This window comes from Pseudomonas sp. FP2196, assembly GCF_030687715.1.
Classification (GTDB): Bacteria; Pseudomonadota; Gammaproteobacteria; order Pseudomonadales; family Pseudomonadaceae; genus Aquipseudomonas.
This window is the reverse complement of record NZ_CP117445.1, coordinates 407,304-423,954: the sequence shown is the minus strand read 5'-3', so window position 1 is coordinate 423,954 and position 16,651 is coordinate 407,304. Positions and strand designations below refer to the sequence as shown.

Below are 16,651 nucleotides of genomic sequence, written 5' to 3'. Positions count from 1 at the left end.
CGATGATTTTGCGACTGCTGCGCAGCCGAACGGGGATAAATCCCCTCGCCACAAGGCTCACTCCTGAAAGGGATCGGGGTACTTAAAATTCACAGGGCCTGAAGCATGCCGCAACCGTTCATCTTTCGTACCGTCGACCTGGATGGCCAGACCCTCCGCACGGCGGTACGCCCCGGCAAGCCTCACTTGACGCCCTTGCTGATTTTCAACGGCATCGGCGCCAACCTGGAGCTGGTGTTTCCGTTTGTCGCAGCGCTGGACCCGGATCTGGAAGTGATCGCCTTCGACGTGCCCGGTGTCGGTGGCTCCTCGACGCCGAACCGGCCGTATCGCTTTCCCGGACTCGCCAAACTGACTGCGCGGATGCTCGATTACCTCGACTACGGCCAGGTCAATGTGATTGGTGTGTCGTGGGGCGGCGCACTCGCGCAGCAATTCGCCTACGACTACCCCGAGCGCTGCAAGAAACTGGTGCTGGCCGCGACCGCGGCCGGTGCAGTGATGGTGCCGGGCAAGCCGAAAGTCCTGTGGATGATGGCCAGCCCCCGGCGCTACATTCAGCCGTCCCACGTGATCCGCATCGCGCCGCTGATCTACGGCGGTTCGTTCCGCCGCGACCCGACCTTGGCCGCCAGCCATGCAGCGAAAGTGCGTTCGGCGGGCAAGCTCGGTTACTACTGGCAACTGTTCGCCGGCCTTGGCTGGACCAGCATTCACTGGCTGCACAAGATCAATCAACCGACGCTGGTGCTGGCCGGCGATGACGATCCGCTGATCCCGTTGATCAACATGCGCATGCTCGCCTGGCGGATTCCCAATGCTCAGTTGCATATCATCGACGACGGTCATCTGTTCCTGATTACCCGCGCCGAAGCGGTGGCGCCGATCATCATGAAATTCCTCGAAGAGGAGCGCCAGCGCGCGGTGATGCACCCGCATCCGTCACCGCTGGGCGGTTAACCGCCGCGGCAGGCTTTATGCAGGGCTTAACAACGTGCGCGGCAGGACGCCGCGCAGGCAACAAGCCACAACAGCGTCTATGGTGTTCTGGTTCGGTGAGTTTGTTTTTAGCCTGAAGACGAAGGAGTGTTGAGTCATGCGCGAGAAACCAGCGACGGGCGTGGTCCCCAGCCCCGCCGTGTTCATCAACGCACAAAGTGCGATCACCGGTTTGCGTGGTCGGGACCTGCTCTCGACCCTGCGCAGCGTCGCAGCCCATGGCCTGCGAAATCCGATCCACAGTGCCAAGCACGCCTTGAAACTTGGCGGCCAGCTCGGCCGCGTGCTCTTGGGCGAAACCCTGCACCCGACCAATCCACAGGACACTCGTTTTGCCGACCCGGCGTGGAGCCTGAATCCGTTTTACCGGCGCAGCCTGCAGGCCTATCTGGCCTGGCAGAAACAGGTCAAAAGCTGGATCGACGACAGCGACATGACTCCGGACGATCGCGCCCGGGCGCAGTTTGCCTTCACGCTGCTCAACGACGCCGTGGCGCCGTCAAACACCCTGCTCAACCCGCTGGCGATCAAGGAGTTGTTCAACTCCGGTGGCAACAGTCTGGTGCGCGGTCTTAGTCATTTGTTCGATGATTTGCTTCACAACGACGGTCTGCCACGGCAAGTCACCCGACAGGCTTTCGAGGTCGGCAAGACCGTCGCTACCACCACCGGCTCGGTGGTGTTTCGCAACGAAATGCTGGAACTGATCCAGTACCGACCGATGAGCGAAAAGCAATACGCCAAGCCGCTGCTGGTGGTGCCACCGCAAATCAACAAGTACTACATTTTCGACCTCAGCCCGCAAAACAGCTTCGTCCAGTACGCCCTGAAGAACGGCTTGCAGACGTTCATGATCAGTTGGCGCAACCCCGATGTGCGCCATCGCGAATGGGGCCTTTCGACCTACGTCGAAGCGGTAGAAGAAGCGATGAACGTGTGCCGGGCGATTACCGGCGCCCGCGAGATCAACCTGATGGGCGCCTGTGCCGGCGGTCTGACCATCGCTGCGCTGCAAGGTCATTTGCAGGCCAAGCGGCAATTGCGCCGCATCTCCAGTGCGACCTATCTGGTCAGCCTGCTCGACAGCCAGATCGACACCCCGGCCACATTGTTTGCCGATGAGCAGACACTGGAGGCCGCCAAGCGTCGCTCCTATCAGAAAGGCGTGCTGGACGGTCGCGACATGGCCAGGATCTTTGCCTGGATGCGCCCCAACGATTTGATCTGGAGCTACTTCGTCAACAACTACCTGTTGGGCAAAGAGCCGCCAGCCTTCGACATTCTTTACTGGAACAACGACAACACCCGCCTCCCCGCCGCGTTTCACGGCGACTTGCTGGACTTCTTCAAGCACAACCCGCTGACCCACCCCGGCGGTCTGGAAGTGTGCGGCACGCCGATCGATCTGCAGAAAGTCACTGTCGACAGTTTCAGCGTCGCCGGTATGAACGACCACATCACGCCGTGGGACGCGGTGTATCGCTCGACCCTGCTGCTGGGTGGTGACAAGCGCTTCGTGCTGTCCAACAGCGGCCACGTGCAAAGCATCCTCAACCCGCCAAGCAACCCGAAAGCCGCTTACGTCGAGAACGACAAGATGAGCAGCGACCCGCGCGCCTGGTACTACGACGGCAAACACGTCGACGGCAGCTGGTGGCCGCAGTGGCTGGAATGGATTCAGCAGCGCTCGGGCGCCCAGCACGAAACCCAGATGACCCTCGGTAACCCGAACTATCCACCGATGGAGGCAGCACCCGGTACTTACGTGCGTGTGCGCTGACGCTTAACCGAACTTTTCTAAGAAGACTGGATGAAAACCCGCGACCGGATTCTCGAATGTGCTCTGCAACTGTTCAACGAAAAGGGCGAGCCGAACGTCTCCACCATGGAGGTTGCCAACGAAATGGGGATCAGCCCCGGCAACCTCTATTACCACTTCCACGGCAAGGAGCCGCTGATACTCGGGTTGTTCGAACGCTTCCAGAATGAACTCGCGCCGCTGCTCGATCCACCGTCGGATGTGGAGTTGGCGCCGGAGGATTACTGGCTGTTTTTGCATTTGATCGTCGAGCGCCTGGCGCAGTACCGGTTCCTGTTTCAGGACCTGTCGAACCTGGCCGGACGCCTGCCGAAACTGGCGAAGGGGATTCGACATTTACTCAATGCGCTGAAGCGTACGCTGGCGTCGTTGCTCGCGCGGTTGAAAGCGTCGGGGCAGTTGGTCAGTGATACGCAGGCGTTGGGGCAGTTGGTTGAACAGATCACCATGACGCTGCTGTTTTCGCTGGATTATCAGCGGATTCTGGATCGTGAGGATGAGGTGAGATTGGTCGTTTATCAGATCATGATGCTAGTGGCGCCGCATCTGCTGCCGCCGGTCAAAGCCGCTACCGAACGGATGGCTCTGCAATACCTCGAAGATCACGACTGAAATCAAGAGCCCCTCCCGAGGGCTGGGGTGAGAGCAAGCTTTAAAAACGGCACAAACAAAAACGCCCGACCTTCACAGGCCGGGCGTTTTGTTTTTCCCTGATGAATCAGGACTGACTGGTTGGCGTCGACGGCGTCGATGCAACAGTCGGGGTAGCCACCGGAGTCGGTGCCGCGGCGGAGTTCGACGCGCTCACCGGGGCTGCCGAAGCGGCAGGTTTGACTGCAGCAGATGCTGCTGGCTTCGGCGCTGCGGCTTTCGGTGCGGCCGGTTTTTTCACCGCTGGTTTCTTCGCTGCTGCCGGTTTGGCCGCAGGCTTGGCAGCGGTTTTCGCGGCTGGCTTGGCGGCAGGTTTTGCTGCAGTTTTGGCCGCAGGTTTTGCTGCCGGTTTGGCAGCGGCTTTGGCGGCAACCGGTTTGGCTGCTGCTTTTGCTGCTGGCTTGGCGGCAGCGGTTTTCGCAGCCGGTTTAGCCGCGGCTTTTGCAGCAGGTTTAGCTGCCGCTTTGGCCAGTGGCTTGGCAGCAGACTTGGCCGCTGGTTTGGCAGCAGCCGTTTTCGCCGCCGGTTTTGCTGCTGCGGTTTTCGCCGCCACAGGCTGGGTTTTCAGACCCGTCAGTTTTTCGATCTGCTTGGTCAAGGTTTCCACCTTGCTGTGCAGCGCTTTGACTTCATTGCGGCTTGGCACACCCAGGCGCGAAATCGCACTGTTCAGGCGCTTGTCGAAAGCCCCTTCCAGCTCGTCCCACTTGCCCAGTGCGCGATCTTTCACGCCGCTGATGCGCGATTTGGCCGAGGAAGCGGAGTCCTTGGCGGCATCGACTTTTTTGCCGACTGCCGACTTGGTGAGCTTCTCGGCTTTCTCGCCGTCTTTGACCAATGTATCGAAGAGCTTGCTGCCGTCAGTGTCGATCTTCGAGTACACGCCTAAACCAGCCAGCCAGATTTTGCGGGAGTAGTCTTCGACTTTCCCAATCCACGAGCTGCCTTCTTTATCGGTGTTCTTTTTACCAGCCATCCCGTTCTCCTTAAGATTTACGCGCGACGCGTTCGAGCAATGCCGTCAGCTCATCGAGCTTAGCAGAGAGTGTCTCAACGTCATGTTTAGACGGAATGCCGATACGATTCAAGGCGCTTGCTACGCGGCTGTCGAACGCCTTCTCGACCTTGTCGAGCTGAACTTCGACACGACCTTTGAAAGAACTGACTTCGTCCTTGGCTTCATCGATCTCGGCGTTGGCCGCTTCGAGTTTTTCGGTGACGGCTTTTTTGCCTTTCTTTTCAACAGTTTGACCAGCCTTGATCAACTCTTGAAAGTAGTCGCTACCCTCTTGGCCGACCTTGGCGTAGGCACCCAGGCCTGCCAGCCAGATCTTGCGGGCATAGGATTTGACGTCGCTCAGAGCGGTTGTCGAAGCGTCGATTTTTTTCTTCAAAATAACTTTGGCCATGGTGCACCTCACGCGCAGAAGGTTTGAGGAACTGCCCGCGAAAGTGTCGGGCTCTGGCACAAAGTAGGTAGAAAAATTAGAAACGGCACCCTAACAACTGACATAAACAGGTGCGCACAGCACAAAACAAATGCAGGAGTGAGCCTGCTCGCGATAGCAATCTTTCAGTCAAATTCCTAGTGACTGACAGACCGCTATCGCGAGCAGGCTCACTCCTACAGGGGATCATGTTTCAGACCAGGGCTTTGTCCAAAGCCTTCTCGATCTCGGCTTTGATCATGCCGCTCATGGCCGACATCATCAGGCCCAGTTCCACGTCGACCTTGATCGAATCGTCAGCCACATGCACCGCGCCTTTAACGCCCGAACGCTTGAGGTTCAGGGTGTCGCCCGACCACTGCGGCTCCAGGCCGTATTGCTCGGACAGTTTCTGCGCCAGCTTGTCGGCCTTCTCGCGGGCGGCTTCCTTGCCCAGGTTGTGGGCACGCTCAACACTGATTTTGGCCATTGGATGACTCCTGATTTATGAAGAAGTGTCGGTAAATCTTGACCGCGTCTGCGGCAAATCGTCCCGAAGGTTGTCCATCTTACCTTTAGCCATTCCAAGACAAAGCATGGCTTGGGGATTAGAATGTCGCGCATTCTCTTTTGGTGACAGCGATATGACTGATCAGCGCAAAGGCAGCGATGCCGAACCCACCACTCACTTCGGCTTCAAAGACGTTCCGGAGAGCCAGAAAGCGGAAAAAGTCGCTGAGGTGTTCCACTCCGTAGCCGCCAAGTACGACCTGATGAACGACCTTCTGTCGGGCGGCATGCACCGCTTGTGGAAGCGTTTCGCGATCGAACTGTCCGGCGTGCGCAGCGGCAATCGCGTTCTGGACATCGCCGGCGGCACTGGTGACCTGACCAAAAAATTCTCCCATCTGGTAGGCCCTACCGGTCAGGTGGTGTTGGCCGACATCAACGAATCCATGCTCAAGGTCGGCCGCGACCGCCTGCTGGATCTGGGTGTGGCCGGCAACGTCGAATTCGTTCAGGCGGACGCTGAAAAACTGCCGTTCCCGGACAACCATTTCGACTGCGTGACCATCGCTTTCGGCCTGCGCAACGTGACGCACAAGGAAGACGCCCTGCGCTCCATGCTGCGCGTGCTCAAGCCCGGTGGTCGCTTGCTGGTGCTGGAATTCTCCAAGCCAACCAACGCGCTGATGTCCAAAGCCTACGACGCCTACTCGTTCGCCTTCATGCCGCTGATGGGCAAGCTGATCACCAACGACTCGGAAAGCTATCGCTACCTGGCCGAATCGATCCGCATGCACCCGAATCAGGAAACCCTGAAGTCGATGATGGTCGACGCCGGTTTCGACCGCGTGACTTATCACAACATGACCGCAGGCATCGTCGCCCTGCACCGCGGCATCAAGCCCTGATGCTGCTCACCGGGCTGCTCGCCAGCGTCGAACTCGGTCTGAACCGGGTGCTGCGTCTCGACAGCACGGCGCTGCCGCGGCTGGCGCATCTGACCGGCAAAGTTATTGCCATCGATTGCCGCAGCCCGGCGCTGCAACTGTTCATTCTGCCCAGCGATGAAGGTTTGATGCTCGCGTCCCACTGGGAAACCGGTGTCGACTGCACCCTGCGTGCACCAGCATCCAGCCTGATCAAACTGACCGTGAGCAAAGACAAGACCGCGGTGCTGCACGCACCGGAAGTCGAGCTCGATGGCGACAGCGGCGTGCTGCTGGAACTGGCCGGTGTGCTGCAGGATCTGGAGCTGGACTGGGAGTACGAACTCTCGCGCTGGCTGGGACCTGTCGCCACGCAACTGGTTGGCGGTCATTTGCGCAGCCGCGCACGCTGGTATCAACAAGGATTTTCCAGCCTCAACCAGAACCTCGCCGAATACCTTGCCGAAGAATCGCGCACCCTCGTCGGGCAGCGCGAAGCCGAAGCACGGTTCAGCGAACTGGACCGGATCAAACTTGATCTGGAACGTCTCGAGGCGCGTTTCGAGCGCCTTTCCCGATCCCTCGACCCAAGCGATAACGCATGAAGCTGCTTGCCGTCCGCCGTCTGTTGCGCATCCAGCGCGTCGTGATCCGCTACCGCCTCGATGATCTGCTGTTCGATCTGCCGCTGCCCTGGTTCCTCCTGGCGCTGCGCTATGCGCTGCCGTGGCGCTGGTTCCCGCGCAAGCCGCTGGAGCTGAGCCGTGGCGCGCGCCTGCGCCTGGCGTTGCAGGATCTGGGGCCGATCTTCATCAAGTTCGGGCAGATTCTCTCGACCCGCCGCGACCTGCTGCCGGAAGACATCGCCGATGAGCTGATGCTGCTGCAGGATCGCGTGCCGCCGTTCGATTCGCAGCTGTCGATCAAGCTGATCGAAGAGCAGCTCGGCAAGAAAATCAGCGAAGTGTTCAGCCGTTTCGATGTCGAACCGCTGGCCTCGGCCTCGGTGGCGCAGGTCCATGCCGCGCAGTTGAAAACCGGCGAAGAAGTGGTGGTGAAGGTGATCCGCCCGGGTCTGAAACCGATCATCGCCCAGGATCTGGCGTGGCTGTTCATCCTCGCTCGCGCTGCCGAAAAGGTCTCTGCCGACGCGCGCCTGCTGCACCCGGTGGACGTGGTCCAGGACTACGAAAAAACCATCTACGACGAACTCGACCTGCTGCGCGAGGCGGCCAACGCCAGCCAGTTGAAGCGCAATTTCGAAGGCTCGCCGCTGCTCTATGTGCCGCAAGTCTATTGGGACTGGTGCCGACCGAAAGTACTCGTGATGGAGCGCATCTACGGGATTCAGGTGACGGATCTGGCGACCCTCGCCGACCAGCGCACCGACATGAAAATGCTCGCCGAACGCGGCGTGGAGATTTTCTTCACCCAGGTGTTCCGCGACAGTTTCTTCCACGCCGACATGCACCCGGGCAACATCTTCGTCAGCACCGTCAATCCGTGGAGCCCGCAGTACATCGCGATCGACTGCGGCATCGTCGGCAGCCTGACCCCGGAAGACCAGGACTATCTGGCGCGTAACCTGTTCGCCTTCTTCAAGCGTGACTACCGCCGCGTGGCGCAATTGCACATCGATTCGGGCTGGGTACCGGCGGAAACCAAGCTCAACGAGTTCGAAGCGGCAATCCGCACCGTGTGCGAACCGATCTTCGAAAAACCGTTAAAAGATATTTCATTTGGCCAGGTGCTGATGCGTCTGTTCCAGACTGCGCGCCGCTTCAACATGGAAGTGCAGCCGCAACTCGTGCTGCTGCAAAAGACCTTGTTGAACATCGAAGGCCTCGGTCGTCAGCTCTATCCGGATCTGGATCTGTGGAACACCGCACAACCGTTCCTTGAGCGCTGGATGCGCGAGCGCGTCAGCCCGAAAGCCCTGCTGGGCAACGTACAGAGCCAGTTCGAACAGATTCCGCATCTGGCCAACATGGCCCGAGATCTGCTCGAACGCATGTCCCAGCCCCACGCCAACGACCCGCCACCACCGTGGCACAAGCGCAAGGACGATTGGTTCCTGCGCCTGCTCGGTTGCGCCCATCTGGCGGGCGGTGCGATCCTCGCCGCCGGTGGCCCACTGAACGAATTGGGGCATTGGCCCGCCGGGCTCATGGTGGCCGTGGGCTTGTATCTGGTCGTTCGCCGATAGCCAGTTCCGTAATCGGCTGGCACACTGTTTCAACGCCTGAACCCGACTATTTGAAGTGTGGGTTCGCTGTCGGAGTCGAAGATGAAAAACTGGCTGGACGAGATCAAGTGGGACGCGGACGGCCTGGTGCCGGCGATTGCCCAGGATCACAAGACCGGACGCGTACTGATGATGGCCTGGATGAACCGCGAAGCGCTCGAACTGACCGCCGCGGAAAACCGTGCAATCTACTGGTCACGTTCCCGTGGCAAGCTGTGGCGCAAGGGCGAAGAGTCCGGCCACGTACAGACCTTGCATGAGATGCGTCTGGACTGTGACGCCGACGTGATCATCCTGATGGTTGAACAGATCGGCGACATTGCTTGCCATACCGGCCGTCAAAGCTGCTTTTACCGCGTCTTCGAAAACGGCGACTGGAAAACAGTCGACCCGGTCCTCAAAGATCCGCACGCTATTTATTCCGCAGGACACAAACATGAGTGACACCCTGACCCGCCTGGCCGAAGTGCTCGAAGAGCGCAAAGGCGCAGCGGCCGACAGCTCCTATGTCGCCAGCCTGTATCACAAGGGTCTGAACAAGATTCTGGAGAAAGTCGGCGAAGAGTCGGTCGAAACCATTATTGCCGCCAAGGACGCCGCCATCAGCGGCGACTGCAGCGACGTGATCTACGAGACCGCCGACCTGTGGTTCCACAGCATGGTCATGCTCGCCCAACTGGGGCAGCATCCGCAGGCTGTACTCGATGAACTGGATCGTCGCTTCGGCCTGTCCGGACACGTCGAGAAAGCCTCGCGTCCGTCCGCCTGAACAACTATTAGAGAGGAACAGCAACATGGGCATTTTTGACTGGAAACACTGGATCGTCATTCTGGTAGTCGTGGTGCTGGTGTTCGGCACCAAGAAACTGAAAAACCTCGGCACCGACGTTGGCGAGTCGATCAAGGGCTTCCGCAAAGCCATGAACGACGACGAGAAGCCGGCCGCCGATCCAACCGTGACGCCTGCGCAGCCGGTGCCACCGGTGCAGCCGCAAGCCACCGCTCAGGCCAATCCGCCGCACACCATCGACGTGCAGGCGCAGAAAGTCGAAGAGCCGATCCGCAAAGACGTGTGAGCACTGACTAATGTTTGGTATCAGCTTCTCTGAACTGCTGCTTGTCGGCCTCGTCGCCCTGCTGGTGCTGGGGCCCGAGCGTCTGCCGGGCGCTGCACGCACCGCCGGCCTGTGGGTCGGACGGCTGAAGCGCAGCTTCAACGCGATCAAACAGGAAGTTGAACGTGAAATCGGTGCCGACGAGATCCGTCGGCAACTGCACAACGAGCACATTCTGTCGCTGGAGCAGGAAGCACGGAAGATTTTCAATCCGGTTCAGCAAGAGCCGACGCCGGTTGAACATGTGGGCCAGCAGACAATTCATGCGCCAACCGCGCCGGCTTCACCTGTACCCGCTCCCGTTGTAGCGCCGACAGAACCTGCACCCACTGTCGCAGACAATTCGGTTGAACACGTAGCTCCGACCGCCGCGCCGATCACACCAGCGCCTCACGACCCTACACTGCCGCCGCGAGCCCCATGAGCGATCTTCCCGAAAACGACCAGCACATGCCGCTGGTTTCGCATCTAACCGAGTTGCGCACCCGCCTGCTGCGTTGCGTGGCGGCGATCTTCATCATCTTCGCCGGGCTGTTCGCCTTCACCCAGCAGATCTACACCTTCGTCTCGACGCCGCTGCGCCAGTACCTGCCGGTCGGCGCGACGATGATCGCCACCGACGTGTCGTCGCCGTTCCTGACGCCGCTGAAGCTGACGATGATGGTCTCGCTGTTTCTTGCGATTCCGGTGATCCTGCATCAGATCTGGGGCTTCATCGCGCCAGGCCTGTACAAGCATGAGAAGCGCATCGCGGTGCCACTGTTGGTCTCCAGCATCCTGCTGTTCTACACCGGCATGGCCTTCGCCTATTACTTCGTGTTCCCGCTGATCTTCAAGTTCTTCGCTGCCGCCACCCCGGCGGGCGTGGAAATGATGACCGACATCGCCAGCTACCTCGATTTCGTCATGACGCTGTTCTTCGCTTTCGGCGTGGCGTTCGAAATTCCGGTGGCCGTGGTGCTGCTGGTGTGGATCGGTGTGGTCGATGTCCAATACCTGAGAAAGATCCGCCCGTACGTGATCATTGGCTGCTTCGTGGTCGGCATGATCCTCACGCCGCCGGATATTTTCTCGCAGACTCTGTTGGCCGTGCCGATGTGGATGCTGTTTGAAATCGGCATTCTGTTCGGTGGCCTGGTCAGCAAGCGCGAACGCCCGGATGAAAATTCAGCCGACGACCACAACGACCAGCCGCCAGCGACCCAGGCATGAACCTGCTGTTACTCGAAGAGGCCGACTTCATTGCGGCCGACCGTGTGGTGCTGCGTGATCGACGCCTGACGCACATGCAGGAAGTCCACCGCTCGGAAGTCGGTGACAGCCTGCGGGTCGGACGGATCAATGGTCTGATGGGTTCGGCTGAGCTTTTGCGGCTGGAGGCCGGTGAAGCGGAACTGCGCGTCACCCTCGACCAGCCGCCACCGGCCAAGCTGCCGCTGACATTGGTGCTGGCCCTGCCGCGCCCAAAGATGCTGCGTCGGGTGTTCCAGACCGTGGCGACCATGGGCGTGCCGAAGGTCATTCTGGTCAACAGCTACCGCGTCGAGAAGAGCTTCTGGCAGACACCGTTTCTCGAACCTGAAGCAATCCGCGAACAACTGATCCTCGGCCTCGAACAGGCGCGGGATACGGTGCTGCCGCAAATCATCATCGAGAAACGCTTCAAGCCGTTTGTCGAAGACCGGCTGCCGGCAATCACCGAAGGCACATTGGGTCTGGTCGGCCATCCTGGCAACTACCCGCCCTGCCCGCGCGCATTGAACGAACCGGTCACTCTGGCCATCGGCCCCGAGGGCGGCTGGATTCCCTACGAAATCGATCTGCTGGCCAAGTCCGGCCTGCAACCGGTGCAACTGGGCGAGCGCATCCTGCGCGTCGAAACCGCCGTCACCGCCCTCCTCGCGCGCCTCTTCTAAGCACAACACCGATCCCCTGTAGGAGCTGCCGCAGGCTGCGATCTTTTGCTTCTAAAAAATCAAAAGATCACAGCCTCGTTTCACTCGACAGCTCCTACAGATCAGCATCTGCAGAATGTGGTGTCTTCCCGAACAAATGGCGTTACAGATTGCCATCACTCAGCCGATACAGTCCCCATAAGTCCAATTAGTGGTCGGGGAGTCGTCGCATGTACCGTTGGTTAGCCGAGAGTCTTGGAAACGTCAGCGTCAAACGCAAACTGGGAATCGGTTTCGGCCTGGTGCTGCTGCTGACGCTGTTGATCACCTTTACCGGCTGGACCGGCATGAGCGGCATCATCAGTCGTGGCGACAAGCTGGGGTTCATCTCCAGCCTCAACGAGCTGACCAAGGACCTGCGCCTGGCGCGCGTGGACTATGACGCACGCCGTGGCGAACAAGGCCCGGGCGCGGTCAACGAGTTGCTGAACAAACTCGACAGCGGCCTGCAAACCGCACGCGGCCTGATTGAACAACCCTCCGACGCCGCCATGGTCGATCAGCAATTGGCCGCCGTTGCCGAATACAAACGTGCTTTTGCCGACATGACTCAGGCCACCGTGCAGCGCGAAGACGCCCGCAGCAAGCTGGGTGCAAACGCCGACAACGCCGTGGCAAAGGTATCGGAAGTTGAAAAATCCTTGCTGCAAGGGGACAGCGTCGCGCAGTTCAACAGCGTGATCGAACTGAGCAAACTGCTCCAGCAGGCGCGTTATCAAGTGCGCGGCTACACCTACAGCGGCAAGGCTGAAGCAGAGCAACCGGCACTCAATGCCATCGACAATGCCCTCAAATATCTTGAAAGCCTGCCGGCGACACTGCCGGAACAACATATCGCCAACCTGCAACAGGCCACCGAATCGATCAAAGCCTATCGCGCGGCAGTCGCTCAGTTCCGCGATTCGCAGGTCACCAATGCCAAGTCACTCGCGCGCATGTCCGCTCAGGGCGACATCTTGATCGACCTCAGCAAGAAGCTGACGGCTTCGCAAACTATCGTGCGCGACACCGATGCCGCCCACGCCAAAAACATGCTGATGATCGCCACTCTGCTGGCCTTGGCCTTCGGCCTGCTGGCGGCTTGGGCGATCACCCGGCAAATCATCATTCCGCTGAACCAGACCCTGAAAGTCGCCGAGCGCGTAGCCGCTGGCGACCTGACCCACAACCTGGTTTCGCTGCGCCGCGACGAACTAGGCCAGTTGCAGCGTTCGATGCAGAGCATGACTCAAGGCCTGCGCGAGCTGATCGGCGGGATCAGCGACGGCGTCACCCAGATTGCCAGCGCTGCCGAAGAACTGTCCGCCGTGACCGAGCAGACCAGCGCCGGGGTCAACAATCAGAAAATCGAGACCGATCAGGTCGCCACCGCCATGAACGAAATGGCTGCCACCGTTCAGGAAGTTGCGCGCAACGCTGAAGAGGCTTCCGAAGCCGCTGTCGCAGCGGACCAACAGGCCCGCGAAGGCGACAAAGTCGTCGGCGAAGCCATTGCGCAGATCGAGCGTCTGGCGGTTGAAGTCGGCCACTCCACCGAAGCCATGGGCGAACTCAAGCGTGAAAGCGACAAGATCGGCAGCGTCCTCGACGTGATCAAATCCGTGGCCCAGCAAACCAACCTGCTGGCGCTCAACGCGGCCATCGAAGCGGCGCGTGCCGGTGAAGCCGGACGTGGATTCGCCGTGGTCGCCGACGAAGTGCGCAGCCTCGCCCAGCGCACACAAAAGTCCACCGAAGAGATCGAAGAGCTGATCGTCGGCCTGCAAAACGGCACCCAGCAAGTCGCGACGATCATGGACAACAGCCGCACCCTGACCGACAGCAGCGTCGAGCTGACCCGTCGGGCCGGTGGTTCGCTGGAAAGCATCACCCGCACTGTTTCGGCGATTCAGGCGATGAACCAACAGATTGCTGCAGCAGCTGAGCAGCAAAGCGCTGTGGCTGAGGAGATCAACCGTAGCGTGCTGAATGTGCGCGATGTGTCGGATCAGACATCGGCGGCGAGTGAAGAGACGGCGGCCTCCAGCGTTGAGCTGGCGCGGCTGGGGACGCATCTGCAGACACTGGTCGGTCGATTCAAGGTTTGAGGTGATTGATTTGCCTCGGTTCGCTCTGAACCGGGGTGATGCCATTCGCGAGCAGGCTCGCTCCCACATTGGACCGCGTCCGCTTGGACAACTCGGTCAACTGTGGGAGCGAGCCTGCTCGCGAAGGCGTCCTGAGAGACGCTGAAATTACAGGACCTGGCGCAAGAAGGCCTGCGCCCGCGGATCCTTCGGCGCATCAAAGAACTCCGCCGGCGACGCATCTTCCAGCAGTTTGCCGTGATCGAAGAACAGCACCCGGTCCGCCACTTCCCGGGCGAAGCCCATTTCGTGGGTGACGCAGACCATGGTCATGCCTTCCACGGCCAGGTTTTTCATCACATCCAGTACTTCGCCGACCATTTCCGGGTCGAGGGCCGAGGTCGGCTCATCGAACAACATCACCTTCGGCTCCATCGCCAGCGCCCGAGCAATCGCCACGCGCTGCTGCTGACCGCCGGACAGGCGTGACGGAAACTCGTTGGCCTTCTGCGCAATACCGACCTTTTTCAGCAACTCCATGGCCTTGGCCTCGCGCTCTTTCTTGCCGCGCTTGCGCACGACTTTCTGCGCCAGACAGAGGTTTTCCAGCACGGTCATGTGTGGGAACAGGTTGAAATGCTGGAACACCATGCCGACTTCGCGGCGGTAGGCATTCACGTCGGTTTTCGGGTCAGCCAGTTGCAGACCGTCGATGCTCACCGAACCCGAATCGAACTCTTCCAGGCCATTGAGGCAACGCAGGAAGGTCGACTTGCCAGAGCCGGACGGGCCGATCACCACCAGCACTTCGCCCTTGCCGACCGTGGTGCTGACGTTATCCACCGCGCGCACTACCTGGCCACGGGTGTCGAAGACTTTTACCAGATCGCGGACTTCAATCACTTTGCGCGAGCCTCCGCTCAAGCCGGCTGGCGATTTTCGACAGCGGCAGGTTGATCAACAGGTACAGGCCGGCAACGCAGAACAGGATTTCGAACGGCGAGAACGAGGTGGTGATGACTTCACGGCCGCTTTTGAGCAGCTCGGTGATGGCGATCACCGACACCAGCGAGGTGTCCTTGACCAGACTGATGAACTGCCCGGCCAACGGTGGCAGCACGCGCTTGAACGCTTGCGGCAGCACCACGTGGCGCATCGACTGACCGGCGCTCAGGCCCAGCGAGCGAGCGGCTTCGTTCTGGCCACGGGCAATCGACTGCACGCCAGAACGAATGATCTCGGCCACATAGGCGCCGGTGAACAGCGACAGCGCGGCGATCCCGGCGAACTCCCGGGACAGGTTCATCACCGTGCCGATGAAGAAGTAGAAAATGAAGATCTGCACCAGCAGCGGCGTACCGCGCACCAGTTCGACGTAGATGCTCGACAGGTCGCGCAACGTCGGGTTGCTCGACAAGCGGCACAGCCCGGTAACCAGACCGATCAGCAAACCGAGAATGCCGGAGACCACCGACAGCCAAAGCGTCGTCCACAGGCCCCACAACAGCGGCCCTGCCGCCCAATGCCGAGTGACACCCACGACGTCGCCTTCGGCCACATCGTCGCCCTGAGCGAATTGCAGGCTGTTCTCGTCGACGGTCAGGTGCTGCTCGTCACCGGCATCGTTGCGCAGAGTGACTTGCGCGCTACTGCCCTTGCGCACCAGTTCTGTGACGGTGGAAATGTCGGCGGCGCGCTGGGTTTCTTCGGCCTGATAGGCGAAGTACTGCGGCACGCGATTCCAGCGCCATTCGTAAGACATCAGCGACGTGGCGTAATACAACGCGCCGGCCAGGCCGATCAGCACCAGCACGGTGAGGACGTGCCAGGGCCATTGGGCTTTTTTATGTTTCATTGCAGGTTCCGGATTCTGTATCGCCTTGGAGGCCCTCATCGCGAGCAGGCTCACTCCTACATTGGAATGCGTTCCCCTGTAGAAGTGAGCCTGCTCGCGATCGAGGCAACGCGGTCTATCTGACCGGGCTTATTCCATGTCCTTGAGCCACGCGGTGCTCTTGAACCACTTGTCATGGATGCGATCGTAGGTGCCGTCTTCGTGGATCTGGTGCAGGAAGTTGTTGATGAAGTTGAGGCTGTCGTAGTCACCCTTCTTCAGACCGAAGGCCAGTGGCTCGTAAGTGAACGGCTTGTCGAGGAACACCAGTTTGCCGGCACCGACCTTGTTCACCGCGACAACGTTGTATGGCGCGTCGTAGATGAAGGCGTCGGCCTTGCCGTTGACCACGTCGAGCACGGCTTCCTGCTCGTTGTCGTAGCCGTGGTACTTGGCTTTGGAGATCAGCTTCTTGGCGACCATCTCGCCGGTGGTGCCGAGCTTGGAGGTGATGCGGTAGTCGGCGGTGTTCAGGTCTTTGTACGACTTGATGGTGCCTTCCAGTTCCTTGCGGATCAGCAGGGTCTGGCCGACGACGATGAACGGTTCGCTGAAGTTCAGGCGCAGGTTGCGTTCCTGAGTCAGGGTCATGCCGCTGCCAATCATGTCGAACTTGTCGGTCATCAGCGCCGGGATGATGCCGTCGTAACCGGTGGAGACCAGCTCCAGCTTGACGCCCATGGCCTTGGTCATGGCTTTGAGGATGTCGACTTCAAAGCCGATGATCTCGCCGCGCTTGTTGGTCATCTCGAACGGCATATAGGTCGGATCCATGCCGACTTTCAAGGTGCCGCGCTTGACCGCGTCATCAATTGCGCCAGCTTGCGCCGCAGTGACTGCAACGAGTGCCGTGACGCCGACCAGCAGCATCGACAGATACTTCTTCATCTTCAAGTCCCCAAAACCATTGCGTTTGCGGCGCGAAAACCAACAGAGACGGGCAAAAAAGCCCGGGTGCGCCAATTCGGGGACGGATGCTAACGCACTCGTTCGTTTGCACAAGGTTTTTTGATCGATTACAGATCAGCGCCCACTGTCGTCAGGGCA

Annotated in this window: 19 protein-coding genes and 1 pseudogene; 14 read left to right on the top strand and 6 right to left on the bottom strand. The window is 59.9% G+C overall.

Translation table 11 applies throughout. The features are described from left to right. Nucleotides 1–105: 105 nt before the first annotated feature. The 3 genes from phaZ to PSH79_RS01935 all read left to right on the top strand — a co-directional run bounded on the left by phaZ (nt 106) and on the right by PSH79_RS01935 (nt 3,430). Entirely contained in the window at nt 106–960 is an 855-nt protein-coding gene (gene phaZ, locus PSH79_RS01945) for a poly(3-hydroxyalkanoate) depolymerase (RefSeq protein ID WP_187679590.1), read from the top strand. A gap of 136 nt (nt 961–1,096) precedes the next feature. After that, nucleotides 1,097–2,779: a class II poly(R)-hydroxyalkanoic acid synthase gene (gene phaC / locus PSH79_RS01940; protein ID WP_305440968.1), complete on the top strand. Its 1,683-nt coding sequence runs from the start codon at nt 1,097–1,099 to the stop codon at nt 2,777–2,779. Nucleotides 2,780–2,809: 30 nt separating this feature from the next. Further along, entirely contained in the window at nt 2,810–3,430 is a 621-nt protein-coding gene (locus PSH79_RS01935) for a TetR/AcrR family transcriptional regulator (protein ID WP_305440967.1), read from the top strand. A 106-nt stretch (nt 3,431–3,536) separates the two neighbouring features. Here the strand turns inward: PSH79_RS01935 and PSH79_RS01930 are convergent, their stop codons facing one another. The 3 genes from PSH79_RS01930 to PSH79_RS01920 form a co-directional block, all read right to left on the bottom strand. Then, on the bottom strand, nt 3,537–4,445 hold the full coding sequence (locus PSH79_RS01930; RefSeq protein ID WP_305440966.1) for a phasin family protein: 909 nt from the start codon (nt 4,443–4,445) through the stop codon (nt 3,537–3,539). Between the two features lie 10 nt (nt 4,446–4,455). Further along, nucleotides 4,456–4,878 carry a phasin family protein gene (locus tag PSH79_RS01925; RefSeq protein ID WP_305440965.1) on the bottom strand — a complete coding sequence of 141 codons (423 nt, stop codon included), beginning with the start codon at nt 4,876–4,878 and terminating at the stop codon, nt 4,456–4,458. Nucleotides 4,879–5,110: 232 nt separating this feature from the next. Then, complete coding sequence (locus PSH79_RS01920) at nt 5,111–5,386, bottom strand: polyhydroxyalkanoic acid system family protein (RefSeq protein WP_305440964.1); 276 nt, start codon at nt 5,384–5,386, stop codon at nt 5,111–5,113. Nucleotides 5,387–5,540: 154 nt separating this feature from the next. Between PSH79_RS01920 and ubiE the strand changes: the two genes are divergently transcribed. From ubiE to PSH79_RS28090, 11 genes and pseudogenes are all read left to right on the top strand, one after another. Next, nucleotides 5,541–6,311, top strand: coding sequence for a bifunctional demethylmenaquinone methyltransferase/2-methoxy-6-polyprenyl-1,4-benzoquinol methylase UbiE (ubiE, locus tag PSH79_RS01915; protein WP_187679584.1), 771 nt, complete (start codon nt 5,541–5,543; stop codon nt 6,309–6,311). Continuing rightward, nucleotides 6,311–6,934, top strand: coding sequence for an SCP2 domain-containing protein (locus PSH79_RS01910; protein WP_305440963.1), 624 nt, complete (start codon nt 6,311–6,313; stop codon nt 6,932–6,934). Before ubiE ends, PSH79_RS01910 begins: the two co-directional genes overlap by 1 nt. After that, nucleotides 6,931–8,535, top strand: coding sequence for a ubiquinone biosynthesis regulatory protein kinase UbiB (gene ubiB / locus PSH79_RS01905; RefSeq protein ID WP_305440962.1), 1,605 nt, complete (start codon nt 6,931–6,933; stop codon nt 8,533–8,535). The genes PSH79_RS01910 and ubiB overlap by 4 nt, the downstream gene beginning before the upstream one ends. Before the next feature lie 81 nt (nt 8,536–8,616). Beyond that, nucleotides 8,617–9,018, top strand: coding sequence for a phosphoribosyl-AMP cyclohydrolase (gene hisI / locus PSH79_RS01900; RefSeq protein WP_007909357.1), 402 nt, complete (start codon nt 8,617–8,619; stop codon nt 9,016–9,018). Continuing rightward, entirely contained in the window at nt 9,011–9,343 is a 333-nt protein-coding gene (locus tag PSH79_RS01895; RefSeq protein WP_007909355.1) for a phosphoribosyl-ATP diphosphatase, read from the top strand. The genes hisI and PSH79_RS01895 overlap by 8 nt, the downstream gene beginning before the upstream one ends. 25 nt (nt 9,344–9,368) lie before the next feature. Beyond that, nucleotides 9,369–9,650, top strand: a complete 282-nt coding sequence (locus PSH79_RS01890) for a twin-arginine translocase TatA/TatE family subunit (RefSeq protein WP_003220847.1) — start codon at nt 9,369–9,371, stop codon at nt 9,648–9,650. A gap of 10 nt (nt 9,651–9,660) precedes the next feature. Next, complete coding sequence (tatB, locus tag PSH79_RS01885) at nt 9,661–10,113, top strand: Sec-independent protein translocase protein TatB (RefSeq protein ID WP_305440961.1); 453 nt, start codon at nt 9,661–9,663, stop codon at nt 10,111–10,113. Further along, nucleotides 10,110–10,901 carry a twin-arginine translocase subunit TatC gene (gene tatC, locus PSH79_RS01880; protein ID WP_305440960.1) on the top strand — a complete coding sequence of 264 codons (792 nt, stop codon included), beginning with the start codon at nt 10,110–10,112 and terminating at the stop codon, nt 10,899–10,901. The genes tatB and tatC overlap by 4 nt, the downstream gene beginning before the upstream one ends. Next, nucleotides 10,898–11,605, top strand: coding sequence for a 16S rRNA (uracil(1498)-N(3))-methyltransferase (locus PSH79_RS01875; RefSeq protein WP_305440959.1), 708 nt, complete (start codon nt 10,898–10,900; stop codon nt 11,603–11,605). The genes tatC and PSH79_RS01875 overlap by 4 nt, the downstream gene beginning before the upstream one ends. A gap of 209 nt (nt 11,606–11,814) precedes the next feature. Continuing rightward, nucleotides 11,815–12,828: pseudogene (locus tag PSH79_RS28095) on the top strand (methyl-accepting chemotaxis protein); the annotation flags it as partial. A gap of 30 nt (nt 12,829–12,858) precedes the next feature. After that, the gene (locus PSH79_RS28090; protein ID WP_370872646.1) at nt 12,859–13,731 is read left to right on the top strand and encodes a methyl-accepting chemotaxis protein; all 873 of its coding nucleotides are present in this window, start codon (nt 12,859–12,861) and stop codon (nt 13,729–13,731) included. 147 nt (nt 13,732–13,878) lie between these two features. Here PSH79_RS28090 and PSH79_RS01865 read toward each other — a convergent pair whose 3' ends face one another. The 3 genes from PSH79_RS01865 to PSH79_RS01855 all read right to left on the bottom strand — a co-directional run bounded on the left by PSH79_RS01865 (nt 13,879) and on the right by PSH79_RS01855 (nt 16,492). Next, nucleotides 13,879–14,613 (bottom strand): amino acid ABC transporter ATP-binding protein, encoded by a 735-nt coding sequence (locus tag PSH79_RS01865; protein ID WP_305440957.1) that lies wholly within the window; start codon nt 14,611–14,613, stop codon nt 13,879–13,881. Continuing rightward, nucleotides 14,606–15,565 (bottom strand): amino acid ABC transporter permease, encoded by a 960-nt coding sequence (locus PSH79_RS01860; protein WP_187679576.1) that lies wholly within the window; start codon nt 15,563–15,565, stop codon nt 14,606–14,608. Before PSH79_RS01860 ends, PSH79_RS01865 begins: the two co-directional genes overlap by 8 nt. Before the next feature lie 129 nt (nt 15,566–15,694). Next, nucleotides 15,695–16,492 (bottom strand): transporter substrate-binding domain-containing protein, encoded by a 798-nt coding sequence (locus PSH79_RS01855; protein ID WP_305440956.1) that lies wholly within the window; start codon nt 16,490–16,492, stop codon nt 15,695–15,697. Nucleotides 16,493–16,651 lie beyond the last annotated feature (159 nt).

Coding starts and splice junctions, on each gene's coding strand:
- phaZ (WP_187679590.1), top strand. CDS start 106: ATGCCGCAACCGTTCATCTTTCGTACCGTCGACCTGGATGGCCAGACC.
- phaC (WP_305440968.1), top strand. CDS start 1,097: ATGCGCGAGAAACCAGCGACGGGCGTGGTCCCCAGCCCCGCCGTGTTC.
- PSH79_RS01935 (WP_305440967.1), top strand. CDS start 2,810: ATGAAAACCCGCGACCGGATTCTCGAATGTGCTCTGCAACTGTTCAAC.
- PSH79_RS01930 (WP_305440966.1), bottom strand. CDS start 4,445: ATGGCTGGTAAAAAGAACACCGATAAAGAAGGCAGCTCGTGGATTGGG.
- PSH79_RS01925 (WP_305440965.1), bottom strand. CDS start 4,878: ATGGCCAAAGTTATTTTGAAGAAAAAAATCGACGCTTCGACAACCGCT.
- PSH79_RS01920 (WP_305440964.1), bottom strand. CDS start 5,386: ATGGCCAAAATCAGTGTTGAGCGTGCCCACAACCTGGGCAAGGAAGCC.
- ubiE (WP_187679584.1), top strand. CDS start 5,541: ATGACTGATCAGCGCAAAGGCAGCGATGCCGAACCCACCACTCACTTC.
- PSH79_RS01910 (WP_305440963.1), top strand. CDS start 6,311: ATGCTGCTCACCGGGCTGCTCGCCAGCGTCGAACTCGGTCTGAACCGG.
- ubiB (WP_305440962.1), top strand. CDS start 6,931: ATGAAGCTGCTTGCCGTCCGCCGTCTGTTGCGCATCCAGCGCGTCGTG.
- hisI (WP_007909357.1), top strand. CDS start 8,617: ATGAAAAACTGGCTGGACGAGATCAAGTGGGACGCGGACGGCCTGGTG.
- PSH79_RS01895 (WP_007909355.1), top strand. CDS start 9,011: ATGAGTGACACCCTGACCCGCCTGGCCGAAGTGCTCGAAGAGCGCAAA.
- PSH79_RS01890 (WP_003220847.1), top strand. CDS start 9,369: ATGGGCATTTTTGACTGGAAACACTGGATCGTCATTCTGGTAGTCGTG.
- tatB (WP_305440961.1), top strand. CDS start 9,661: ATGTTTGGTATCAGCTTCTCTGAACTGCTGCTTGTCGGCCTCGTCGCC.
- tatC (WP_305440960.1), top strand. CDS start 10,110: ATGAGCGATCTTCCCGAAAACGACCAGCACATGCCGCTGGTTTCGCAT.
- PSH79_RS01875 (WP_305440959.1), top strand. CDS start 10,898: ATGAACCTGCTGTTACTCGAAGAGGCCGACTTCATTGCGGCCGACCGT.
- PSH79_RS28090 (WP_370872646.1), top strand. CDS start 12,859: ATGCAGAGCATGACTCAAGGCCTGCGCGAGCTGATCGGCGGGATCAGC.
- PSH79_RS01860 (WP_187679576.1), bottom strand. CDS start 15,565: ATGAAACATAAAAAAGCCCAATGGCCCTGGCACGTCCTCACCGTGCTG.
- PSH79_RS01855 (WP_305440956.1), bottom strand. CDS start 16,492: ATGAAGAAGTATCTGTCGATGCTGCTGGTCGGCGTCACGGCACTCGTT.